Raw genomic sequence first — 4899 nt, 5'->3', positions numbered from 1 at the left:
TTTAAAGACTCTTCATGTCTATACTTCTTGATGTTCGCATGATGACCACTCAATAATACATCTGGAACTCTTTTTCCATCATAGATTTCTGGCCTAGTATATTGAGGATATTCTAAAAGTCCGTTTGAGAAAGAATCATCATCACTGGAATCTTGGCGAATAACACCCGGTAAAATACGTAATATGCAATCGCACATGACCATACATGCACTTTCACCACCAGTTAACACAAAGTCACCCAAAGACATTTGAATATCTACATAATCTCGAATTCGCTCATCAAATCCTTCATAGTGGCCACAAATAAAAATTAAATGTTCTTTCAAAGATAATTCCTTTGCGATGGATTGATTAAATGTCTTACCTTGAGGTGTCAATAAGATCACCGTGCTATTTTCTGTACGAATGGATTCTAATGCATCTAATATAGGCTGGCACATCAAAACCATTCCCGCGCCACCACCATATGGCGTATCATCAACATGTCCATGTTTTTCTTTTGTAAACTTTCGAAAATCAATCGTTTCAAATTCAAATAAATCTTTTTCTTTGGCACGCTTTAAAATACTTGTAGTCATTAAAGGTTCAAAGTATTCTGGAAATAATGTTAATACAGATATTTTCATCGTAAGCCTTCCATTTCACGAATTGTGATTTCATGAGCTTCTTTGTTCACATCAACAATAAATGCAGGTACAAAAGGCAATAAGAAACTATTTCCTTTTGATTTTACACGAAGTACTAGATTGGCTCCTGTTTCTAAAATATCCACAACTTCTCCAAGATTTTCTTTTTTCTCATTATAAACCGTACAATGCATCAATTCATGATAATAGTATTGACCTTCTTCAAGTTCAGGCAAATCCTCTTGCGCAATAAATAAATCCTTTGTCTTTAATTGTTCTGCTTTTTCAATTGAATCTACCCCTTCAAAATAACAATATCCAAAGCCCTTTTGTTCGCGATAACGCACAACGGTTAAAGTACGACCATCTTCTAAATGTAAGACTCTACCTTTTTCAAAACGATGCTGCGGATCATCTGTCACAAGATATAATTTACATTCACCTTTAAGTCCATGAGTATTAATGATTTGAGCTACTTTTATCATATGTTCCTCCTAAAAAAATCAGGATGTGAAATCACATCCTAATACGCTTCAAATTTTACTGAAATTCTTTTGTGTACATCACGTGCCGCAATAGACATCATTTGACGAATACTGCTAGCCATAATACCCTTACGGCCAATTAAACGTGCAACATCTTCGCTGTTGGCATATACATACAATAAAATTTCATTATCATTTGTAGTTGCCATTGTTTTTACAGATAATGCTTTTTGATCATCTACAAGTGGTAAACAAATGTCTAATAATGTTTTTTCTAAATCAATCATTATTTTGAACTTTTAGCTTCGTGCATTTCTTTTAAAACACCTTCGTGTGATAAAATTGAACGAACTGTGTCAGTTGGTTGTGCACCATTGCTTAACCATTTCTTTGCTAATTCTTTGTCTAAAGTTACTTTTTCTTCAGCTTTAGTTGGGTTGTAAGTACCGATTTGTTCGATAAAACGACCATCACGAGGACTACGTGAATCAGCAGCTACTATACGGTAGAAAGGAGCTCCCTTTTTACCCATTCTTTTTAAACGTAATTTAACCATATTTAAATTCCTACCTTTTCTAATTTATTAAAGCTCATAAAGAATAACATGAATAAAAAGAGGTGTCAAGTATTTTTACTTTACACCTTAATTTTTTTATTTTTTCTTCTTTTTCTTTTTTGGTTTCTGTTTTTTACTACCAGAATGCTTTGACATTCCAGGCATTCCGCCTCCACGCTGCATATTCTGTAGAGCAGACATATCAGGAAGTTTTGCTTTACCACTCATCATCTTTGTCATCATCTGCATCTGTTCTAATTGATTAATCAAACGATTGACATCCATAACTTTAACTCCTGCACCCTTGGCAATACGATTCTTTCTTGATGCTTTTAAACATGATGGATTTTCACGTTCATATTCTGTCATCGATAAAATAATGGCTTCACTCTTTTTCATCTGTGAATTCATTTTTTCATCATCTAAATTTTTAGCTACCTTATTAATACCAGGAATCATATTCATCATTTTCTGCATAGACCCCATTTTAGAAACCTGGCCTAATTGTGCTAATAAATCATTGAATGTAAAAACACCCTGTTTCATACGTTCAGCCGTTTTTTTCTGAACTTCAATATCTAATTTATCTTGAGCCTGCTCAACTAAAGTGACGATATCTCCCATTCCCAAGATACGATCTGCCATACGATCTGGGTGGAACTCTTCTAAGTCATCTACTTTTTCACCATTTGACACAAATAATACAGGTACATTTGTGATAGAACGAACTGACAACAATCCACCACCACGTGCATCGCCATCCATTTTTGTAACGATCAATCCTGTTACAGATAATTGTTCATTAAATTCTTTTGCGACAGTCACAATATCTTGACCTGTCATCGCATCTACAGTTAATAAAATTTCATCAGGAACAACAAGATCCTTCATTTGTTGAAGTTCCTGCATTAATGCTTCATCAATGTGTAAACGACCAGCCGTATCGAAGATCACTAAATCTTTTTGACGATCTTTCGCATAGGCCAATGCCTGTCTTGCTGTTTCAACCGCAGATGTTTCTGGTCCACAAGTAAACACTTCTACATCAATGCTTTTTCCTAATGTCTGTAACTGTTCAATAGCTGCAGGACGCACAACGTCACATGCGACTAATAAAACACGACGAGCTAATTTGTTCTTGCAGTAATTCGCAATCTTTGCACTTGCTGTTGTTTTACCAGTACCCTGTAAACCAACCATCATAACCGTAGTCATACCTTGCTTTTTAAAGTGAATACGAGCATCTTCTTCACCTAATAATACTTGCAATTCATCATGTACGATTTTAACAACCATTTGACTAGGATTTAAAGAATCTAATACTTCTTGTCCTAGTGCTTTTTCTTTTACATTTTCGACAAAGCTCTTTACTACATCGTAATTAACATCTGCCTCTAATAATGACATGCGCACTTCTTTTAACATGTCATTCATATTTTTCTCAGTCAGTTTTCCCTGTCCTGAAATATTTTTAAATGCTTTATTTAAACGTTCACTTAATGATTCAAATGCCATAAATTATAATCTCCCCAAACTGTTATAAGTTTACCTAATTTTTATTTAAATTACAATGGAAGGCCAGTCGACTTTGTCCATTTTTTAAATAAATTGTACCCACATGTTTAAATCCATGCTTCAACATGAAATTTTGCATAGGCTTGTTGTCCATATGTGTGTCCATACGAATATTATCAATCTTAGATTCACAATATTCTAAAATGATGTCAGCCATATGCTTTTTTAAACCTCGTGTTGCGATACGATGAATAACACCATACGGTTCATCATTTAGCCATTGGCCATCATATATTTTATTGTAACAAGGATCAATACCACAATAAAACACAAAACTTGCCTGAATGCCATCTTCATCTTCTAAAACGTACATTTCATTATTTTCAATATCCTCAGTCAATATTTGTCTTGATGGATATCCATTTGTCCATTGATTTGTATTTCCTGTAGAAACCATGAATTTTCTAGCACGTTCATAGATTTCTAATAAAACAGGCATATCTTCTAGAGTTGCCTTACGAATTAATTCTCTTGCCATTTTAAAGACCATCCAAACTTTACACATGCGATTAACCGCCATACAACATATCCAATACGATAGAATATGTTAATTTTTGACCAATCAATTACAGCCGGTACATAGACAGGTTGATCTTTTCTAGAATAGAAAAAAATCAAAGTATATAGAATTACCATATCACTATTATAAAAGTTAATATCGTAATAAAAATTTTCTTTAGGAAACCATTGATGTAAACAAAGCTCCTGATATTCATAGGCTGCACGCATTTCATACGCCTGTACAAGATCCATGTGATCTGTTAAAGATCCTGGACGTTTAACGTAATGATAATAACAGTTAGGTATTATTGAAACGCGATTTGCGTTATAGATTGCTTTAAAAACTGTGTACGTATCTTCGAATCCCTTTTTCTCATCTGGAAATTTAACATCTTTAAAACAAGAAGCCGCATATAGTTTTCCCCAAGGATAATTATTAATACCTTTATTTTGACTCAATGCTCTTAATGCAGTTAAAGAATCCATGGTTTTTTTACGCATAGGACTCACTGGAATTGATAATCCTTTATACTCAATACGGTATCCACAAGTAACAATTTCACTATGCGTTCTAATAGCTTCATTTATCATTTTTTCAATCATATGCGGATTTAAATAATCATCACTATCAACAAACAAATAATAATCCCCAGTTGCCTTTTCTAATGCACGATTTCGAGTTTTAGAAATACCAGCATTTTCATAGCTATAAACATGAATAAAATCATATTTAGAAGCATATAATTCGGCAATATCCAATGATGAATCTGTAGTTCCATCATTAATAATAATGATTTCTATATTTTTGTATGTCTGTAAAAGAATAGATTCCAGACATTTCGATAAATATTTTTCCACATTGTATACTGGAATCAATATACTCACTTTATACATGAACGGCCTCCTTAAATGCCAAAACACAATATCCCTTAGTAAAGAAAATATCAAATTTATATATAAGAATCAATAAAAATCTAAAAAAAAAGGACCCGGCAGCTAGCTATCTTCGCAGGGGCAAGCCCAACTATTGTCGCCGTGAAAGTGCTTAACTTCTAAGTTCGGGATGAGTTCAGGTGTGTCCACTTTGCTATCGCCACCGGATCTTGAGTTCTCTTTCGATCCCTCAAAACCGAACAACTATTCTGAAGAAATTCCA

7 protein-coding genes and 1 rRNA gene are annotated in these 4899 nt (G+C 33.8%); all 8 read right to left on the bottom strand.

Annotated features, from left to right (window positions below; translation table 11 throughout):
* A partial coding sequence (gene trmD / locus ACZQCL_RS06455) for a tRNA (guanosine(37)-N1)-methyltransferase TrmD (RefSeq protein ID WP_482482325.1) occupies positions 1 to 626 on the bottom strand: 626 nt, incomplete at its 3' end.
* Positions 623 to 1111, bottom strand: a complete 489-nt coding sequence (rimM, locus tag ACZQCL_RS06450) for a ribosome maturation factor RimM (RefSeq protein WP_295569579.1) — start codon at positions 1109 to 1111, stop codon at positions 623 to 625. The genes trmD and rimM, both read right to left, overlap by 4 nt.
* Positions 1112 to 1149: 38 nt before the next feature.
* Positions 1150 to 1398, bottom strand: a complete 249-nt coding sequence (locus ACZQCL_RS06445; protein WP_117995726.1) for a KH domain-containing protein — start codon at positions 1396 to 1398, stop codon at positions 1150 to 1152.
* Positions 1398 to 1667: a 30S ribosomal protein S16 gene (gene rpsP, locus ACZQCL_RS06440; protein ID WP_117571593.1), complete on the bottom strand. Its 270-nt coding sequence runs from the start codon at positions 1665 to 1667 to the stop codon at positions 1398 to 1400. Before rpsP ends, ACZQCL_RS06445 begins: the two co-directional genes overlap by 1 nt.
* A gap of 96 nt (positions 1668 to 1763) precedes the next feature.
* Positions 1764 to 3182 (bottom strand): signal recognition particle protein, encoded by a 1419-nt coding sequence (ffh, locus tag ACZQCL_RS06435; protein ID WP_118116177.1) that lies wholly within the window; start codon positions 3180 to 3182, stop codon positions 1764 to 1766.
* A 34-nt stretch (positions 3183 to 3216) separates the two neighbouring features.
* Entirely contained in the window at positions 3217 to 3720 is a 504-nt protein-coding gene (locus ACZQCL_RS06430; RefSeq protein ID WP_227994019.1) for a GNAT family N-acetyltransferase, read from the bottom strand.
* Positions 3705 to 4637, bottom strand: coding sequence for a glycosyltransferase family 2 protein (locus ACZQCL_RS06425; RefSeq protein ID WP_333881513.1), 933 nt, complete (start codon positions 4635 to 4637; stop codon positions 3705 to 3707). The genes ACZQCL_RS06430 and ACZQCL_RS06425 overlap by 16 nt, the downstream gene beginning before the upstream one ends.
* Before the next feature lie 93 nt (positions 4638 to 4730).
* A 5S ribosomal RNA gene (rrf, locus tag ACZQCL_RS06420) occupies positions 4731 to 4844 on the bottom strand.
* Positions 4845 to 4899: the final 55 nt, after the last annotated feature.

Source organism: Holdemanella sp., assembly GCF_056804935.1.
The sequence above is the reverse complement of the archived record's forward strand: the minus strand, read 5'-3'. Positions and strand labels throughout refer to the sequence as shown.

Coding starts and splice junctions, on each gene's coding strand:
- rimM (WP_295569579.1), bottom strand. CDS start 1,111: ATGATAAAAGTAGCTCAAATCATTAATACTCATGGACTTAAAGGTGAA.
- ACZQCL_RS06445 (WP_117995726.1), bottom strand. CDS start 1,398: ATGATTGATTTAGAAAAAACATTATTAGACATTTGTTTACCACTTGTA.
- rpsP (WP_117571593.1), bottom strand. CDS start 1,667: ATGGTTAAATTACGTTTAAAAAGAATGGGTAAAAAGGGAGCTCCTTTC.
- ffh (WP_118116177.1), bottom strand. CDS start 3,182: ATGGCATTTGAATCATTAAGTGAACGTTTAAATAAAGCATTTAAAAAT.
- ACZQCL_RS06430 (WP_227994019.1), bottom strand. CDS start 3,720: ATGGCAAGAGAATTAATTCGTAAGGCAACTCTAGAAGATATGCCTGTT.
- ACZQCL_RS06425 (WP_333881513.1), bottom strand. CDS start 4,637: ATGTATAAAGTGAGTATATTGATTCCAGTATACAATGTGGAAAAATAT.